General features: G+C 66.5%; 15 protein-coding genes. 9 read left to right on the forward strand and 6 right to left on the reverse strand.

Translation table 11 applies throughout. The features are described 5' to 3' along the window. The 8 genes from H7J86_RS18010 to H7J86_RS18045 all read left to right on the forward strand — a co-directional run bounded on the left by H7J86_RS18010 (position 1) and on the right by H7J86_RS18045 (position 8,813). The gene (locus tag H7J86_RS18010; RefSeq protein WP_267292427.1) at positions 1-1,203 is read left to right on the forward strand and encodes an MCE family protein; all 1,203 of its coding nucleotides are present in this window, start codon (positions 1-3) and stop codon (positions 1,201-1,203) included. Positions 1,204-1,267: 64 nt separating this feature from the next. Further along, on the forward strand, positions 1,268-2,305 hold the full coding sequence (locus tag H7J86_RS18015) for an MCE family protein (protein ID WP_090354359.1): 1,038 nt from the start codon (positions 1,268-1,270) through the stop codon (positions 2,303-2,305). Beyond that, the gene (locus H7J86_RS18020) at positions 2,298-3,356 is read left to right on the forward strand and encodes an MCE family protein (RefSeq protein ID WP_090354360.1); all 1,059 of its coding nucleotides are present in this window, start codon (positions 2,298-2,300) and stop codon (positions 3,354-3,356) included. Before H7J86_RS18015 ends, H7J86_RS18020 begins: the two co-directional genes overlap by 8 nt. Then, positions 3,353-4,774, forward strand: a complete 1,422-nt coding sequence (locus H7J86_RS18025) for an MCE family protein (RefSeq protein WP_090354362.1) — start codon at positions 3,353-3,355, stop codon at positions 4,772-4,774. Before H7J86_RS18020 ends, H7J86_RS18025 begins: the two co-directional genes overlap by 4 nt. Next, positions 4,771-5,934 carry an MCE family protein gene (locus tag H7J86_RS18030; RefSeq protein ID WP_372517290.1) on the forward strand — a complete coding sequence of 388 codons (1,164 nt, stop codon included), beginning with the start codon at positions 4,771-4,773 and terminating at the stop codon, positions 5,932-5,934. The genes H7J86_RS18025 and H7J86_RS18030 overlap by 4 nt, the downstream gene beginning before the upstream one ends. Next, positions 5,934-7,628 (forward strand): MCE family protein, encoded by a 1,695-nt coding sequence (locus H7J86_RS18035; protein WP_267292429.1) that lies wholly within the window; start codon positions 5,934-5,936, stop codon positions 7,626-7,628. The genes H7J86_RS18030 and H7J86_RS18035 overlap by 1 nt, the downstream gene beginning before the upstream one ends. Positions 7,629-7,638: 10 nt before the next feature. After that, complete coding sequence (locus tag H7J86_RS18040; protein ID WP_267292431.1) at positions 7,639-8,328, forward strand: Rv1363c family protein; 690 nt, start codon at positions 7,639-7,641, stop codon at positions 8,326-8,328. Continuing rightward, positions 8,328-8,813, forward strand: coding sequence for an Rv1363c family protein (locus H7J86_RS18045; RefSeq protein ID WP_267292433.1), 486 nt, complete (start codon positions 8,328-8,330; stop codon positions 8,811-8,813). Before H7J86_RS18040 ends, H7J86_RS18045 begins: the two co-directional genes overlap by 1 nt. A 6-nt stretch (positions 8,814-8,819) precedes the next feature. Here H7J86_RS18045 and H7J86_RS18050 read toward each other — a convergent pair whose 3' ends face one another. From H7J86_RS18050 to H7J86_RS18065, 4 genes are all read right to left on the reverse strand, one after another. Beyond that, on the reverse strand, positions 8,820-10,283 hold the full coding sequence (locus H7J86_RS18050) for an alpha,alpha-trehalose-phosphate synthase (UDP-forming) (protein ID WP_090354368.1): 1,464 nt from the start codon (positions 10,281-10,283) through the stop codon (positions 8,820-8,822). Next, positions 10,284-10,448: a hypothetical protein gene (locus H7J86_RS18055; RefSeq protein ID WP_090354369.1), complete on the reverse strand. Its 165-nt coding sequence runs from the start codon at positions 10,446-10,448 to the stop codon at positions 10,284-10,286. Between the two features lie 57 nt (positions 10,449-10,505). Then, positions 10,506-10,853: an intersectin-EH binding protein Ibp1 gene (locus H7J86_RS18060; RefSeq protein ID WP_090354371.1), complete on the reverse strand. Its 348-nt coding sequence runs from the start codon at positions 10,851-10,853 to the stop codon at positions 10,506-10,508. 189 nt (positions 10,854-11,042) lie between these two features. Continuing rightward, entirely contained in the window at positions 11,043-11,390 is a 348-nt protein-coding gene (locus tag H7J86_RS18065) for an intersectin-EH binding protein Ibp1 (protein ID WP_090355018.1), read from the reverse strand. Positions 11,391-11,651: 261 nt separating this feature from the next. Between H7J86_RS18065 and H7J86_RS18070 the strand changes: the two genes are divergently transcribed. Beyond that, the gene (locus H7J86_RS18070) at positions 11,652-12,485 is read left to right on the forward strand and encodes an SDR family oxidoreductase (protein ID WP_267292435.1); all 834 of its coding nucleotides are present in this window, start codon (positions 11,652-11,654) and stop codon (positions 12,483-12,485) included. Here H7J86_RS18070 and H7J86_RS18075 read toward each other — a convergent pair whose 3' ends face one another. After that, positions 12,486-13,667 (reverse strand): XdhC family protein, encoded by a 1,182-nt coding sequence (locus tag H7J86_RS18075; protein ID WP_267292437.1) that lies wholly within the window; start codon positions 13,665-13,667, stop codon positions 12,486-12,488. Between the two features lie 78 nt (positions 13,668-13,745). Further along, positions 13,746-14,219, reverse strand: a complete 474-nt coding sequence (locus H7J86_RS18080) for a hypothetical protein (RefSeq protein WP_267292439.1) — start codon at positions 14,217-14,219, stop codon at positions 13,746-13,748.

Raw genomic sequence — 14,219 nt, forward strand, 5'->3', positions numbered from 1 at the left:
GTGTCCTCCGGAAGTGCCAAGCGCAGTCATGTCAGGATCGCCGCTGCGATCCTCGCCGCGATCGTGGTCGCCGCGGTGGTGTTCACCTATCTCTCCTACACCGCCGCCTTCACCAAGACCGACACCGTCACCGTGACGTCACAGCGGGCCGGCCTGGTGATGGAGACCGACGCGAAGGTCAAGTACCGCGGCATTCAGATCGGCAAGGTCACCAATATCGCCTTCACCGGCGAGCAGGCCAAGCTGACCCTGGACATCGACCGCAACCAGATGCGTTTCATCCCGTCCAACGCGTTGGTGAAGATCGGCGGGACAACGGTTTTCGGTGCCAAGTCGGTCGAATTCCTGCCCCCGCAGGATCCGAAGAAGACGACATTGCAGCCGGGTGCGAACATCGAGGCCAGCAGTGTGCAGCTGGAAGTCAACACACTGTTCCAGACCCTGACCGACCTGCTGCACAAGATCGACCCGATCAACCTGAACGCCACGCTGACCGCCCTGGGCGAAGGTCTACGCGGTCACGGTGATGACCTGGGCGCCACCATGGCCGGGCTCAACTCGTATCTGGCGCAGCTCAATCCGAAGTTGCCGACCCTGCAGTCCGATATCGCCAAGGCCGGCGTGGTCGCCAATATCTACGGCGACGCCGGCGCCGACCTGGCCACCGTCCTGGACAACGCGCCCAAGCTGTCCAAGACCATCGTCGACGAGCAGGACAACCTCAACGCCGCACTGTTGGCCGCCACCGGATTCGCCGAGAACGGCACCGCGACACTGGCGCCGGCTGCCGACGACTACATCGCAGCGATCAAGCGATTGCGGGCGCTGGCCAAGGTGTCTGCCGACTACTCACCCGAATTCGGCTGCCTGTTCAAGGGCGTCAAGAAGGCGCTTGACACCTTCGCTCCGGTCATCGGCGGTATCCGCCCCGGTCTGTTTGTGGCGTCGAACTTCCTGCCCGGCGCCCCGGCCTACACCTTCCCGGAGAGCCTGCCGCTGGTGAATGCCTCCGGTGGTCCGAACTGCCGCGGATTGCCCGATGTGCCCAGCAAGCAGTTCGGTGGCAGCTGGTACCACTCGCCGTTCCTGGTGACCGACAACGCCTACGTGCCGTTCCAGCCGAACACCGAAGTGCAGTTCAATGCGCCGTCGACGTTGCAGTTCCTGTTCAACGGCGCGTACGCCGAACGGGATGATTTCTGATGATCAGGTTGCGCCGCGATGAGCGCCTGCGCGAAGAGCCGATGCTTAAGAACATGGGCTGCTGATGGGTAGCCAGAGACGCACGCTGATCAACGTCGTGGTGTTCACCGTGGCGATGGTCCTGGTCGCCGCGGGGCTGGTGGTGGTGTTCGGTCAGTTCCGGTTCGCCTCCAGCACCTCCTACCACGCGAACTTCTCCGAGGCCTCCCGGCTCAAGGCGGGCCAGGACGTGCGTATCTCCGGTGTGCCGGTGGGCACCGTCAACGCGGTGAAGCTCAATCCGGACAACAGCGTCGACGTGGCGTTCGACGTCAACAAGCGCTACCAGCTGTACACCTCGACCAGGGCAGTGGTGCGCTACGAAAACCTGGTCGGTGACCGCTATCTGGAGATCACCTCGGGTCCGGGCGAACTGCGCAAGCTCCCGCCCGGAAGCACGATTGCGCGCGAGAACACCCAGCCGGCCCTGGATCTGGACGCGCTGCTGGGCGGGCTCAAGCCGGTGCTCAAGGGTCTCGACGGGACGAAGGTCAACGAGATCAGCAGTGCCGTCCTGGAACTGCTGCAGGGCCAGGGCGGTGCCATCCAGAGTCTGCTGGCCAACACCAGTTCGTTCAGCCAGAACCTGGCCAACCGGGACCAGCTCATCGGCGACGTGATCAACAATCTCAACACCGTGCTGGGAACCGTCGATGCGAAGGGCACCCAGTTCAACGCCAGCGTCGACGAACTTCAGAAGCTCATCTCCGGACTCGCCGACGGCCGCGATCCGATCGCCGGGGCGATCGGGCCGTTGGCCTCGGCCGAGAACGACTTGACCGAGATGCTGCAGGCGTCACGGCGTCCCCTGCAGGGTGTCATCGAGAACGCCAGGCCGTTCCTGCAGCGTGCAGACGAGCGGAAGGCCGATATCAACAAGGTCATCGAGCCGCTCGCCGAGAACTACCTACGCCTCAACGCACTGGGCGCGTACGGCTCGTTCTTCAACATCTACTACTGCTCCATCCGGATGAAGATCAACGGGCCGGCCGGCAGCGACATCCTGATCCCGTTCGGTGGCCCACCGGACCCGACCAAGGGGAGGTGCTCACCGAATGGCTAGCCCCAAGGGTGACAACCCCTTACGGACCGGCATCCTCGGTATTTTCGTGGTGGCGTGCCTGGTGCTGATCTCCTTCGGGTACACCGGCCTGCCGTGGTGGCCGCAGGGCCGCAATTACGAGGCCTATTTCACCGATGCCGGTGGAATCTCGCCCGGCAACGACGTGGCGGTGTCCGGTATCAAGGTCGGCAAGGTCACCTCGGTGGCGCTGGCCGGTGACCAGGCCAAGGTCGGGTTCACCGTGGACCGGAACATCAAGGTCGGCAACCAGACTCTGGTGGCGATCAAGACCGATACCGTGCTCGGCCAGAAGTCGCTGTCGGTGACGCCCAAAGGCGGCGGTGATTCGACGGTGATCCCGGTGGGGCGCACCACGACTCCCTACACGTTGAACACTGCGCTGCAGGATCTCGGTGGCAATGTCAGCGCTCTCGACAAGCCGAAGTTCGAACAGGCGCTGCAGACGTTGACCGACACGCTGCACGACGCGACTCCGCAATTGCGCGGTGCCCTGGACGGGGTGGCGAGCCTGAGCCGGAGCCTGAACAAACGCGATGAGGCTCTCGAAGAGCTGCTGCGGCATGCCAAGAACGTGTCCGACACGTTGGCGCAGCGCGCGGACCAGGTGAACAAGCTGGTCACCGATGGCAACCTGTTGTTCGCGGCCCTGGACGAGCGGCGCCAGGCCCTGAACACCCTGATCGCCGGTATCGACGATGTCTCCCATCAACTTTCGGGGTTCGTCGCGGACAACAAGCGCGAGTTTGAGCCGTTGCTGCAGCGGCTCAACGCGGTGATGGCCAACCTGCTGGAGCGGCGGGAGCATATCGGCGAGGCGCTCAAGCGACTGCCCGGTTTTGCCACCGCACTCGGCGAGGTGGTCGGCAACGGTCCCGGCTTCAACATCAACCTCTATGGCCTGCCCCCGGCCACCATGTCCGAGGTCCTGCTGGACACCTACTTCCAGCCCGGCAAGCTGCCTGACAGCCTCGCCGACATGTTGCGTGGGTACATCTCCGAACGCCTGATCGTGAGGCCCAAGTCACCATGACCGCGCCTGAATCGACATCGACCCGTGCAAAGTGGCTGCGCGGCGGCTTGGCAGTACTGCTGGTGGCTCTGCTCGCCGTCGGTGTGTACGTGGTCTGGCCCAACCGCGGTGGGCAGAAGGTCGTCGCGTACTTCACCACGGCGGTCGGGCTGTATCCCGGTGACGAAGTCCGGGTGGTGGGGGTGCCGATCGGCCGCATCGACTCGATCGAGCCGCGCGCCACCGATGTGAAGATCACCATGACGCTGGATGACGGCATCAAGGTGCCGGCCGATGCGCGTGCCCTGATCATCGCGCCGAACCTGGTGTCCGCCAGGTTCATTCAGCTCACCCCCGCCTACACCGGCGGCGATGCGCTCGCCGACAACGCCCAGATCGGGCTCGATCGCACCGGCGTCCCCGTCGAGTGGGACGAGGTCAAAGAGCAGCTCACTCAGCTGTCCGCCCAGTTGGGTCCCAAACAGGGCGGTGTGCAGGGACCGCTGGTGGCCGCGGTCAACCAGGCCGCCGACACCTTCGACGGCAACGGCGATTCGTTCCGTCAGGCCCTGCGTGAACTGTCGCAGACCGCCGGCCGGCTCGGCGACTCGCGGACCGACCTGTTCGGCACCATCCGCAACCTGCAGGTGCTGGTGAACGCGTTGTCCAACAGCAACGAGCAGATCGTGCAGTTCACCAGCCATGTCGCTTCGGTGTCGCAGGTGCTGGCCGCCAGTTCGGCAGATCTGGATACCACGCTCGGCGCGCTGAACCAGGCCCTCGGGGATGTCAAAGGGCTGCTGCATGATTCGAACAAATCGCTGATCGACTCGGTGAGCAAACTGGCCGACTTCACCCAGATCCTCAACGACCACAGCGATGACATCGAGCAGATCCTGCACATCACGCCCAATGGTCTGGCCAACTTCTACAACATCTACAACCCCGCCCAGGGCACCGTCGGCGGCCTGTTGTCCCTGCCCAACTTCGCCAACCCGGTGCAGTTCATCTGTGGCGGCACCTTCGACGTGGGTGCCTCCCCGGACAACTACAAGCGCGCCGAGCTGTGCCGTCAGCGGATGGGGCCGGTATTCAAGCGCATCGCGATGAACTACCCGCCGGTGCTGTTCCACCCGATCGACAGCATCACCGCGTACAAGGGCCAGATCATCTATGACACGCCCGCGACCGAGGCCAAGGCCCAGACGCCGGTGTCGTATCTGCAGTGGCAGCCTGCGCCCGGCGTCACCCCGCCTACGGTCGGTCGGGACGGCAACCTCAGCGATCTGATCCTGCCGCCGCCGGCGGTCACCGGTCAGATCTCACCGGCCGGCCCGGTTCCGCCGGCACCGCCGATGGGTGCGGGTCCGCTTCCCGGTCCCGCCGCACCGGCTGCGGCACCGGCAATACCGCTCCCAGCGGAAGGAGCAGGGGGATGACGCCGATGATTGTGCGGGGTATCGCACTCGGGTCCGGTGCGCTGTTGCTGGCCGGTTGCCAGTTCGGCGGGCTGAACTCGCTGGACATGCCGGGCACCGCGGGGCACGGTTCCGGGTCTTACACGATCACCGTCGAGCTGCCCGATGTCGCGACGTTGCCGCAGAACTCACCGGTGATGGTGGATGACGTCACCGTCGGCAGCGTGTCCGGTATCGAGGCCGTGCAGCGCCCGGACGGCACCTTTTTCGCCGCGGTGAAGCTCTCGCTGGACGGCGATGTCAACCTGCCGGCCAACTCGACGGCCACGGTGGCACAGACCTCCCTGTTGGGCTCGCAGCATGTGCAGCTGACCGCCCCGGAGGGCAAGGGTGTCGGCGAGCTGAAACAGGGGTCGAACATCCCGCTCGGCAGCATCGGCCGGTACCCAACCACCGAGGAAGTGCTGTCCTCGCTGGGCGTGGTGGTCAACAAGGGCAATCTCGGTGCGCTGCAGGACATCACCGACGAGGCCTATGCGGCGGTGGCGGGCCGCGCGGGCAGCTTCGCGGACCTGTTCCCGCGGCTGGCCGAGCTGACCGCATCACTGGACCAGCAGACCAATGACATCATCTCGGCAGCCGAGGGGCTTAACCGGTTCGCCTCGATGCTGGCGCGCAGCAAGGACAACCTGGGCCGCACGCTGGACAGCTTGCCCAATGCGCTGAAGGTGCTCAACGACAACCGGTCCAATATCGTCGATGCCTTCACCGCTTTGCGGAAGTTCGCCGATGTGGGTGCCCGCGTGCTGTCCGAGACCAAGACCGATTTCGCCGCTGATTTCAAGGATCTTTTTCCGGTCATCAAGGGGTTGAATGACAGTGCCGACGATGTGATCACGGATCTGGAGCTGCTGCCGACCTTCCCGTTCCACTACAAGTACCTGCGTAACGCGGTCCGCGGTGACTATCTGAACGTGTTCGTGACGTTCGACCTCACCGTGCGGCGGTTCGGCGAATCGATGTTCACCACGTCGTTCTTCGACCCGAACATGAAGCATCTGAACGAGGTGATCAACCCGCCGGACTTCCTGACCGGGGCGCTGGCCAATCTGTCCGGCCAGGCGGCGGATCCGTTCAAGATCCCGCCGGGTACCGCCACGCAGCACGGAGGTACGCCGTAATGCTGGACCGGCTGACTCGACTCCAACTGTCGATCTTCGCGATCGTCACCGTGCTCACCGTCACCGCGATCTCGGCGTTCTATCTGCATGTGCCTGCCGCACTGGGTATCGGCACCTACAACATCACCGCGAACTTCGTGGCCGGCGGTGGTCTGTACGAGAACGCCAACGTCACCTACCGCGGCGTCACGATCGGCCGGGTGGAGTCGGTCGGGTTGACCAATGACGGCGTCATCGCCCACATGCGGCTCAACACCGACACCAGCGTCCCGGAGAACGTGACCGCGACGGTCAAGAGCGTGTCGGCGGTCGGCGAGCAGTACATCGACCTGGTTCCGCCCGGCAACGGCGAGGCGCCCGCCAAGGCGCTGTTGCGGGATGGTTCCAATATCGGCGTCGCGCACACGGCGATCGGTCAGGACATCGCCGGTCTGCTCAAGCAGGCCGACGACCTGGTCAGCAGCGTCGGTGACAGCCGCATCCAGGATCTGCTCAAAGAGACCTTCAAGGCGTTCAATGGATCCGGGCCCGAGCTGTCCCGGCTCATCCAGTCCTCTCGTCAGTTGGTGGACGAGGCCAATGCCAACTACGGGCAAACCACCCAGCTGATCGACCAAGCCGGGCCGTTCCTGGACGCCCAGATCCGCGCCGGCGACGACATCAAATCGAGTGTCGACGGTCTGGCCCGGTTCACCACCGAGCTGAACAAGGCAGACCCGCAGCTGCGTTCGGTGCTGCAGACGGTCCCCGGTGCCGTCGCCGAAGCCAACACCACCTTCGCCGGCATTCGGCCGACCTTCCCGGTGCTGGCGGCCAATCTCGCCGCCTTCGGCCGGATCGGGGTGATCTACCACAAGTCCGTGGAGCAGGCTCTGGTGATCTTCCCGGCCCTGATCGCGGCGCTCAACACCGTCGGCGGCGGGCTGCCCTTCGACGAGGGCGGCAAGCTCGACTTCAAGGTCGATCTGGGTGACGCGCCGCCGTGTCTGACCGGCTTCCTGCCGCCTACCGCGATCCGTTCGCCCGCCGATACGACCCTGCGTGAGCTGCCCAACGATCTGTACTGCAAGACCGCGCAGAACGATCCGTCGGTGGTCCGCGGCGCGCGTAACTATCCCTGCCAGGAGTTCCCGGGCAAGCGCGCACCGACCATCCAGCTGTGCCGCGACCCGCGCGGATATGTGCCGATCGGAAGCAATCCGTGGCGCGGGCCCCCGGTGCCGTACGGGACTCCGGTGGAGGACGGCCGCAATATCTTGCCGCCCAACAAGTTCCCGAACATTCCCCCTGGTGCGGACTACGACCCGGGACCGCCGGCGGTGCAATTGCCGCCGGGCGTGCAGCCGGGCCCAGGTCCGGCGCCGAACGCGCCGTTCCCGCTCCCGGTGCCGCCCAATGACAACCCGCCGGCGCCGCCCGGGACGTTCTACGCGCCGCCGGATCAGGTGGTGCCGCCGTATGGGCGCATACCGCCCGCACCGGCGGGTGCGCCCGCGCCCGACGCACCTCCGGCACCGTTGCCGGCCGAGGCGCCCCAACCCCAGGCCAGTGCTCCCACGAGCACCACCTACGATCCGAAGACAGGTGTGTTCGCGGATCCGTCCGGCGGCACCGGAGTGTTCGCCTCCGGGAGCGACAAGTTCGCACCCGCGGAGAACTGGGTGGATTTGATGATGGCGCCAAAGCAGGTATAGGCAGGTCTAGATGGTTGAGGAACAGGCTTCGGCGGACAAGCCGAAGCCGGTCCGCCGGCGCGCGTCCCGTGCGGCAGGCCCCGCGGGTGGCGAACCCGGGCACACGCCGAATGCGGTGGTGAGCGCTCCCGCGCCGATGCGCGCCGGGAAGCCGATCGGGACGGTGGTGCTGCCGCGCCGGCAGCCCAACCGGGGCCGGGTCCTGCTCATCTCGGCGGTGGCCGCGGTACTGGCCGCTGTCGCGCTCGTCTCGGTGGTGTTGGTGCTGCTGACCCAGTACCGGCATGCCGAGGCGACGACTGCTCGACAGCAGCGGTTCGTCGACACGGCCGAGCAGACCGTACTGAACATGTTCAGCTACAACCAGAACACCATCGACGAGAGCGTCAACCGGTTCGTCGACGGCACCAGTGGCCCGTTACGGGACATGCTGAGCCAGGGCAAGAACGTCGATAACCTCAAGGCCATCTTCCGTGACACCCAGGCCAGCTCCGAGGCCGTGGTCAGCGGCGCAGCGTTGGAGAAGATTGACGACGTCGGGAGTAATGCCGCGGTACTGGTCGCGGTGCGCGTCACCGTCACCGATATCGACGGCGTCAACAAACCGTCACAGGCCTATCGGATGCGGGTCATCGTGCACGAGGATGACAACGGCCACATGACCGGATACGACCTGAAGTACCCCGAGGGTGGAAACTGATGCGCGGCAAGCTCATTACCCTGGTGGTTCTGGTATTCGCGATCGGCCTGGTCGGGCTGTCCGCGGTGGGCGGAGCTCTCTACTGGGACCGGGTGCAGACCCGCGCCGTGCAGGAGGCCAGCGCAGACCTGCCGTCGCAGGCGACCGACGAGATCCCCAAGATCTTCGGTTACGACTATCAGACGGTGGAGCGCAGCCTGACCGACGCGGCGACGTTGCTGACCCCCGACTACCGCCGCGAGTTCGAGGATCGGGCCGCAAAGGACATCATCCCCCAGGCGCGCGACCGCCAGGTGGTCAGCCAGGCGCATGTCGTCGGCGCGGGAATGCTGAGCGCGCAACGGGATTCCGCCTCGGTGCTGGTGTTCATGAACCGCACCGTCACCGACAAGTCCAAGCAGCCCGTCTACGACGGCAGCCGGCTTCGCGTCGATTACCAGAAAATCGACGGCAGGTGGCTGATCAAGTACATCCAGCCGGTGTAGAACGGGTCAGCTGTCGCGCGCCCCGGCCAGCGCGTCCAGGAACGAACGGGCCCAGCGGTCCACGTCATGGGCGAGCACCTGGCGGCGCATGGCCCGCATCCGTCGCTTGCCCTCTTCCGGTGACTGGGTCAGCGCTTGCTCGATGGCTTCCTTCACCCCGTCGGTGTGGTGCGGATTGCACAGGTAGGCCTGGCGGAGTTCCGCTGCGGCGCCGGTGAATTCGGACAGCACCAGCGCTCCACCCAGGTCGCTGCGGCAGGCCACGTACTCCTTGGCGACGAGGTTCATGCCGTCACGCAACGGGGTGACGAGCATGATGTCGGCGGCGACGAAGAAGGCGATGAGGTCATCGCGGGGGATCGGGCGGTGCAGGTAGTGCACCACGGGCCGGCCGACCTCGCCGTACTCGCCGTTGATGTGGCCGACCTGGCGTTCGATGTCCTCGCGCATCTCGATGTAGCTCTCCACGCGTTCCCGGCTGGGGGTGGCCAGCTGCACCAGCACGGTGTCGGTGCGGTCGGCACGCTTCTCGGCGAGCAACGCGGAGAACGCCTTGAGCCGGACGTCGATGCCCTTGGTGTAATCCAATCGGTCGACGCCGAGCATGATCTTGCGCGGATTGCCGAGTTCGGCGCGAATTTCCTTGGCGCGCTGCCTGATCGACCGTTCGCGCGCTTTGCTGTCCAGCTCGGCCGAGTCGATGGAGATCGGGAACGCACCGACCTTCACGGTGCGGAAACCGACCTGGACCTCACCGAACCGGGACCGTACGCCCACCGTCGCGCGCGAGGTGTTCGCCCCCACCAGCCGGCGGGCCAGGATGAGGAAGTTCTGTGCCCCGCCGGGAAGGTGGAAGCCCACCAAGTCGGCGCCCAGGAGGCCGTCGATGATCTCGGTGCGCCAGGGCATCTGCATGAACAGCTCGACCGGCGGGAAGGGGATGTGCAGGAAGAACCCGATGGTGAGGTCGGGCCGCAGCATGCGCAGCATCTTCGGCACCAGCTGCAGCTGGTAGTCCTGCACCCAGACGGTCGCTCCCGGTGCCGCGGCTTTGGATGTGGCTTCGGCGAAGCGCCGGTTCACATCGACATACCGCTCCCACCATTCGCGCCGATAGATGGGTTTGACGATGACGTCGTGATAGAGCGGCCACAACGTGGCGTTGGAGAAACCCTCGTAGTACTCGGCGACATCCTCGGCGGACAGCCGCACCGGGAAGAGCTTCAGGCCCTCCTGGACGATGGGCTCCTGGTCGCTGTCGGGTACGCCCGGCCACCCGATCCAGGCGCCGCGCTGTTTGCGGAGCAGCGGCTCCAGTGCGGTCACCAGACCGCCTGGGCTGCGCTTCCACGTGGTGGTGCCGTCGGGCAGGCGTACCTGGTCGATCGGCAGCCGATTGGCGACCACGACGAAGTCGGAGGCGCCCTCGGCGGGGACGGAGTCGGTCAATTTCCCGTCTCCGGGCGCCACCTAGGCCTCTTGCTTCGCCGGACCGATACCAAGCATGGAAAGGAAGGTCCGACATTCGTCGGCGTCGGTCGCGTAAGCGGCCACCACTCGACGGGCCTGGCTGGCGGTGTCGTCGGCGACCGGCTCGACTTCGCCGATTTCGGCGGTCTCAGATTTTGCAGGCATCTACCCACTCTAGGCGACCCCGCGAAACGCGAGGTCACCAGGCGCTACTTCGGATGGTTACGGGCTTGAGCTGACGCTGGTCTGCGGCTGTTGGAACTGCGTCGCGTCCTCGGACAGGCCGATGCACTGCCCCGAGTTGTGGCCGGTGCAGGGGATGCCGTTGATGGCGGGCAGGTCGGGGTTGCCGGGAATGGAACTGAACGGCGACGCCGGCGAATTGGGCACGGTGTGCGGCAGGCACTCGCTGGTGTAGAGGTCTTCTTCTTCGCCGGATGGGCAGGCCGAGACCGTGGTGCCGGCGGGGCCGACCGTGGTGAGGAGGGCGACCACCGGGGCGGCGGCCGCTGCGACCACGAATCCGCCGGCAAGGGCCAGTCGTGGAACGAATAACTCAAAGCTCGCCATCGTCACGCTTTCTGTAGTTATTGACCGACACGTCGGACCGAGTCTAAGGAAGCTGAGAGGAATCTGCATGAGTTCCATGAGTTGTCTGGGAGCCGGAATCTGCGCAGGTCCTCGCGGGGTGGACCGCGCGGGCGCAAGAAAACAGCCGGGACGCCCGCAGGGCGCCCCGGCTGTCGCGACACGATCGCGCTAGGGGCTGGAGCTCACGCTGGTGTGCGGCTCGACGAACTGCGGCTGGTCCTCGGACAGGCCGATGCACTGACCGGAGTTGCCGCCGGTGCAGGGGATGCCGTCCACGGACGGGAGGCCACCGCCACCCGTCGAGGTGCTACCGAACTCGGGGGAGTTGGGCACCAGTTCCGGAGTGCACGCGCCGGTGAACGTGTCCTCGGATTCACCCGACGGGCACGACGCAAGGGCGGGGCCCGGTGCGGGTGCCTCGACGGCGAACGCCGCGAGGGCAGGGGCCGCGATGACCGCTGCGGCGAATCCGCCGGCAAGGATCATTCGTCGGGCAGGGAACGCGAAGGTCGCCATGAGCGTCACGCTTTCTGTGATGTGCCGGCCGGATCTATCGGGCTGATCCAGTCCGGAGGGATGTGACTCCTGGGGGCCAGAATACGCTGACGGAGGCGAAAAACCCTGGCGAGAGCGTGAATACTGGTGCGCCAGTGCCAATTCTGGGAAAGGTCTGGACGATCGCTGCGTGAGTGCTGGACGGCGAATTCCTGTGCGCCGGTGGTGCGGCGTGGTTCTATGGCGAGAACGTGTTGCAGTTTTGGTGTCGAAGGGATCGCGGTGCAGCTCTCCTTGGCGGGTCGGACGGTACTGGTGACCGGCGGTGGCAGTGGTATCGGCAAGGGCGTCGCGGCGGCGGTGGTCGCCAGCGGTGGTAACGCAATGCTGGTGGGCCGCAACGCGGATCGCCTCTCGGCGGCGGTCGACGAGATCGAGGCCGCCGGTGCATCCGGGCGCGTCCGTTACGAGCCTGCCGATGTCACCGACGAGGACGAGGTGGCCGGCGTCGTCGACGCCGCCGAGGCCTGGAACGGACACCTGCACGGTGTCGTGCACTGTGCGGGCGGATCGTTGACGATCGGCCCACTGACTCAGGTGGATTCCGAGCTGTGGCGCCAAACCGTCGACCTCAACGTCAACGGCACCATGTACGTGCTCAAGCACAGCGCCCGCGCGATGGTGCGCGGCGGCGGCGGATCGTTCGTCGGTATCTCGTCCATCGCGTCGAGCAACACCCACCGATGGTTCGCCGCCTACGGACCGAGCAAGGCCGCGCTCGACCATCTGCTCCAACTGGCCGCCGACGAGCTCGGCCCGTCGTGGGTGCGGGTGAACGGCATTCGCCCCGGGTTGATCAAGACCGAGATGGTGGCGCCGATCCTGGAGTCACCGGAGATCAGCGCCGACTACGCCAGTTGCACGCCACTGCCGCGGCCCGGCGAGGTCTCCGACGTCGCCAACGCGGCGATCTTCCTGCTCAGCGACGCCGCCGCGTGGATCACCGGTCAGCTGATCAATGTCGACGGCGGTCACTGCCTGCGCCGTGGGCCGGACATGTCCTCGATGCTGGGCCCGGTGTTCGGCGAGGCTGCGTTACGCGGCGTCGTCGACTGATCATCCCGCGCCGTCGGCGCTGGTGACCGAGGGGCGTTCGACCAGCTCGTGATGGATTCGCCCGTCGACGGCGGCCAGCGGGCGGCCGCCCCCGCCCCAGCGTCGGGCGATGATCTCGGCGACGATCGACACCGCCGTCTCCTCGGGCGTGCGGGCGCCCAGATCCAGGCCGATGGGGCTGGACAACCGGACCAGATCCGTGTCGGTGAGTCCGGCGGCGGTCAACCGGTCGAGACGGTCGAGATGAGTGCGCCGCGAGCCCATGGCCCCGACGTAGCCGACCGCAGGCAGGCGAAGGGCGACCTCGAGTGCGGGCACATCGAACTTGGGATCGTGGGTCAGCACGCAGATAGCGGTGCGGCCGTCGATCGCACCGAGATCCTGCTGGCCACGCAGATAGCGATCGGGCCAATCGACGACCACCTCGTCGGCGGACGGGAACCTCGCCGGTGTGGCGAACACCGGCCGGGCATCGCAGACGGTCACTCGGTAGCCGAGGAAGGTTGCCTGCTGAGACAGCGCGGCAGCGAAGTCGATGGCACCGATGATCAGCATGCGGGGCCGCGGCGCGTAACTGGCGACGAACACCTCCATGCCGGTATCGGTCTCGCCGGAGCTTTCGTCCACGCGTTGCCCGTCGGGCCCGTACGACAGCACCGAGGTGCTCCCGGCCAGCAGCAGACCGCGGGCGTCGTCGGCGACGGCGGCATCGGCGCGTGCGGATCCCAGTGATCCGGTGCAGCGCTCGGAGTCGACGATGAGCCTGCGGCCCAGCCAGGACGGGTCCGGGTGGGCGATCACCGTGGCCACCGCGATCGGATGGTGTGCACCGATGGCGTCGGCCACCTCGTCCAGTTGCGGAAAAGTCTTCTGTGACACCGGCTCCACGAAGACATCGAGAATTCCGCCGCATGTCAGGCCGACGGCGAAGGCGTCGTCATCGCTGATTCCGTAGCGCTGCAGCTCGGGCCTGCCGGTGGTGACCACATCGGTCGCCAGCTCGTAGACCGCACCCTCGACGCAGCCGCCGGAGACCGAGCCCGCCACGGCGCCGTCGGGATCGACCACCAGGGCGGCCCCGGCCGGCCGGGGTGCCGACCTGATCGTGCGCACGACGGTGGCCAGACCGGCGGTGCCGCCCGCCCGCCATATCGTCATCAGCTCGTCGAGAACCTCGCGCACCAGGCCGAGTCTAGGTGCGCGACGGCGGGCAAGCGCTCGTGACGGGTGAGGCGCAGATCGCGACGTCGGCGTCTGTCGCTAGCCGGTACGCGTCCACAGGCAGTACCCGGCCATCGAGATGTCGAACAGGCTGGGCAGCACCTGAAGTGAAAGCGGCTGTCCGGGTGAGCCTTGCGCGGTCACCGGGGGGCCGACCACGCCCGCGCTCACGACGGCGTGCTGGGTGGCGGCGCACCGGGCATCGGGATCCAGTGGTGTCGCCGTCCAGGCGCCGGAGGCCAGGTTCGGGTTGCGCAGGCCTTCGCCATGCAGCGCCATGGCGGGACCGAAGCTGACCCAGCGATCGCTGGGATCTCCGGGTGCGGTGACGGCCTGCCACCGTTGCCCCTGGCATACCAGCGGCAGGGATTGTCCGGGCGGCATCGTGGTGGCGCCGGTGAACTCGGCCGGACACGGCGAATCCGGTTGCGGTGCGGCGGGATCGGCCGAGGCGGCCGGCGGGACAGCCAGCGCGGCGGCGAGCAGGGCGCAGAGCACGACGAGTCGGGGCAT

The organism is Mycobacterium hackensackense (assembly GCF_025822555.1).
Lineage (GTDB): Bacteria > Actinomycetota > Actinomycetes > Mycobacteriales > Mycobacteriaceae > Mycobacterium > Mycobacterium fluoranthenivorans.

What these genes read in the sequence shown, in the direction of transcription:
- H7J86_RS18060 (WP_090354371.1), bottom strand. Translation starts at nt 10,853, where the DNA reads ATGGCGAGCTTTGAGTTATTCGTTCCACGACTGGCCCTTGCCGGCGGA.
- H7J86_RS18055 (WP_090354369.1), bottom strand. Translation starts at nt 10,448, where the DNA reads ATGCCTGCAAAATCTGAGACCGCCGAAATCGGCGAAGTCGAGCCGGTC.
- H7J86_RS18020 (WP_090354360.1), top strand. Translation starts at nt 2,298, where the DNA reads ATGGCTAGCCCCAAGGGTGACAACCCCTTACGGACCGGCATCCTCGGT.
- H7J86_RS18035 (WP_267292429.1), top strand. Translation starts at nt 5,934, where the DNA reads ATGCTGGACCGGCTGACTCGACTCCAACTGTCGATCTTCGCGATCGTC.
- H7J86_RS18030 (WP_372517290.1), top strand. Translation starts at nt 4,771, where the DNA reads ATGACGCCGATGATTGTGCGGGGTATCGCACTCGGGTCCGGTGCGCTG.
- H7J86_RS18045 (WP_267292433.1), top strand. Translation starts at nt 8,328, where the DNA reads ATGCGCGGCAAGCTCATTACCCTGGTGGTTCTGGTATTCGCGATCGGC.
- H7J86_RS18025 (WP_090354362.1), top strand. Translation starts at nt 3,353, where the DNA reads ATGACCGCGCCTGAATCGACATCGACCCGTGCAAAGTGGCTGCGCGGC.
- H7J86_RS18015 (WP_090354359.1), top strand. Translation starts at nt 1,268, where the DNA reads ATGGGTAGCCAGAGACGCACGCTGATCAACGTCGTGGTGTTCACCGTG.
- H7J86_RS18080 (WP_267292439.1), bottom strand. Translation starts at nt 14,219, where the DNA reads ATGCCCCGACTCGTCGTGCTCTGCGCCCTGCTCGCCGCCGCGCTGGCT.
- H7J86_RS18065 (WP_090355018.1), bottom strand. Translation starts at nt 11,390, where the DNA reads ATGGCGACCTTCGCGTTCCCTGCCCGACGAATGATCCTTGCCGGCGGA.
- H7J86_RS18040 (WP_267292431.1), top strand. Translation starts at nt 7,639, where the DNA reads ATGGTTGAGGAACAGGCTTCGGCGGACAAGCCGAAGCCGGTCCGCCGG.